Here is a 1,782-nt window from a genome sequence, read left to right on the forward strand (position 1 = left end):
CAACTCCGAAGGCCGGGCGCCCCATTGCGGGGCAACCAAAAAGGTAATGGGGGGGACCGTGACGTGCGGGGGCCGTGCCGTACGAGGTCGTCCCCTCCGGGCCGGCGCGGCGTGCGCCGCGACGGCGTCTCAGAGCGCCGTCACCGGGCGCCGTCCACGACGTCGTCCTTCAGGAGCAGGGCGAGCAGCCCCGGGAAACGCGCCTCGAACTCCTCGCGGCGCAGGCGGTTGACCCGCCTCGGGCCCTCGTCGCGCTGTTCCACCAGGCCGGCGCCGCGCAGCACGGAGAAGTGGTGGCTGAGCGCCGCCTTGCCGACGGGCACGTCGAAGCTGCCGCAGCTGCGGGTCCAGTCGGCGGAGCCCGCCAGCTCGCGGATGAGTTGGATGCGCACGGGGTCGGAGACCGCGGACAGCGCCGTGAGCAGGGACACCTCCTCGGGATCCGTGTGCACCGGCGCCGCGCGGTGAGAACCGCCCGTGACCTCGTTCGGCATGCCCCTCCCGTCGTGACGCGCCGTCGGCCGTGAACCGTGCGACGCGCGGAACGCCCCGGCCGGTTGCCGAGTGTTCGATGGATATCTTACAGTCCCTGTGTTCGCTTCCCGTTGAACACTCAGCGAAGGGTGCGGTGATCCCGTCATGCGCGCAGTCGAGTTCCAGGAGTACGGCGGTCCGGAGGTGCTGCGGCTCGTCGAGGCCGCGACACCCGAGCCGGGGCCGGGCCAGGTCACCGTCGACGCCGCCTACGCGGGCGTGAACTTCGCCGACCTCAAGGCACGCGCCGAGGGCTACCGGGTGCCCTCGCTCCCGTTCCGGCCCGGCCTGGAGGTCTCCGGCCGGATCCGGGCCGTCGGCGACGGCGTCCAGGGGCTGCGGCCGGGGCAGGAGGTCGCGGCGCTGGTCGGCGGCGGAGCCTACGCGGAGGTGGTCGTCGCCGACGCCGTCACCGTCTTCCCGCTTCCCGAGGGCCTGGACCTGCGCACCGCGGCCGCGCTCCCCACGGTGGTGCCGACCGCGCACGCCCTGCTCCACGAGGTCGGGCGGCTGCGGGCCGGGGAGACCGTGCTGGTGCAGGGCGCGGCGGGCGGCGTCGGCACGGTGGCCGGTCAGTTGGCCAGGGCGGCCGGCGCCGGCGCGGTGTACGGGGTGGTGTCCTCGGCGGCCAAGGCCGAGCACGCGCTGGCGCACGGCTACGACGAGGTGTTCACCGGCGAGGCCTTCGCCGAGGACGTCCGCCGCGCCACCGACGGCAGGGGCGTCGACCTGGTCCTCGATCCGGTGGGCGGTGACACCCTGCGTCGCGGCCTCGACGCGCTGGCCGTCTTCGGGCGCCTGGTGTCCTTCGGCAACGCGAGCGGGGCCGAGCCGTGGCACGTCGGACAGCCCGAGCTGTACGCGCAGGGCGTGTCGATCGGCGGCTTCTCCATCCTGACGCTCGCGCAGTCCGCTCCGGACGCGCTGCGCGCCCTCGCCGAGCGCTCCTTCCGCACGGTCTCGGACGGCACCGTGAGCCTGCCGGTCACCGCGGAGTTCGCCCTGGCGGACGCCGCCGAGGCGCACCGGCTGATGGGCGGACGGACGTCGACGGGGAAGCTGCTGCTGCGCGTCGCCGGCTGAGGGCTGGGGGCTGGGGGCTGGGGGCTGGGGACTGAAGGCTCCGGGCTCCGGGCTGCGGACGCCGGGCTCCGGGCTGCGGACGCCGGGCCCCGGACTGAGGGCTGCGGGCTGCGGGCAGCGGGCAGCGGGCAGCGGGCAGCGGGCAGCGGGCAGCGGGCAGCGGGC

At 75.5% G+C, this 1,782-nt stretch carries 2 protein-coding genes; one reads left to right on the forward strand and one right to left on the reverse strand.

Going from position 1 to position 1,782, the window contains the following annotated elements:
• Positions 1-140: 140 nt before the first annotated feature.
• Positions 141-494, reverse strand: coding sequence for an ArsR/SmtB family transcription factor (locus tag ACFVYK_RS25560; protein ID WP_389778018.1), 354 nt, complete (start codon positions 492-494; stop codon positions 141-143).
• 145 nt (positions 495-639) lie between these two features.
• On the opposite strand from ACFVYK_RS25560, the gene ACFVYK_RS25565 reads away from it, so the two are divergent.
• A complete protein-coding gene (locus ACFVYK_RS25565) occupies positions 640-1,617 on the forward strand; it encodes a zinc-binding alcohol dehydrogenase family protein (RefSeq protein WP_389778019.1) in 978 nt (325 codons plus the stop codon).
• Positions 1,618-1,782: the final 165 nt, after the last annotated feature.

The organism is Streptomyces sp. NPDC058291, from assembly GCF_042880855.1.
GTDB lineage: Bacteria > Actinomycetota > Actinomycetes > Streptomycetales > Streptomycetaceae > Streptomyces.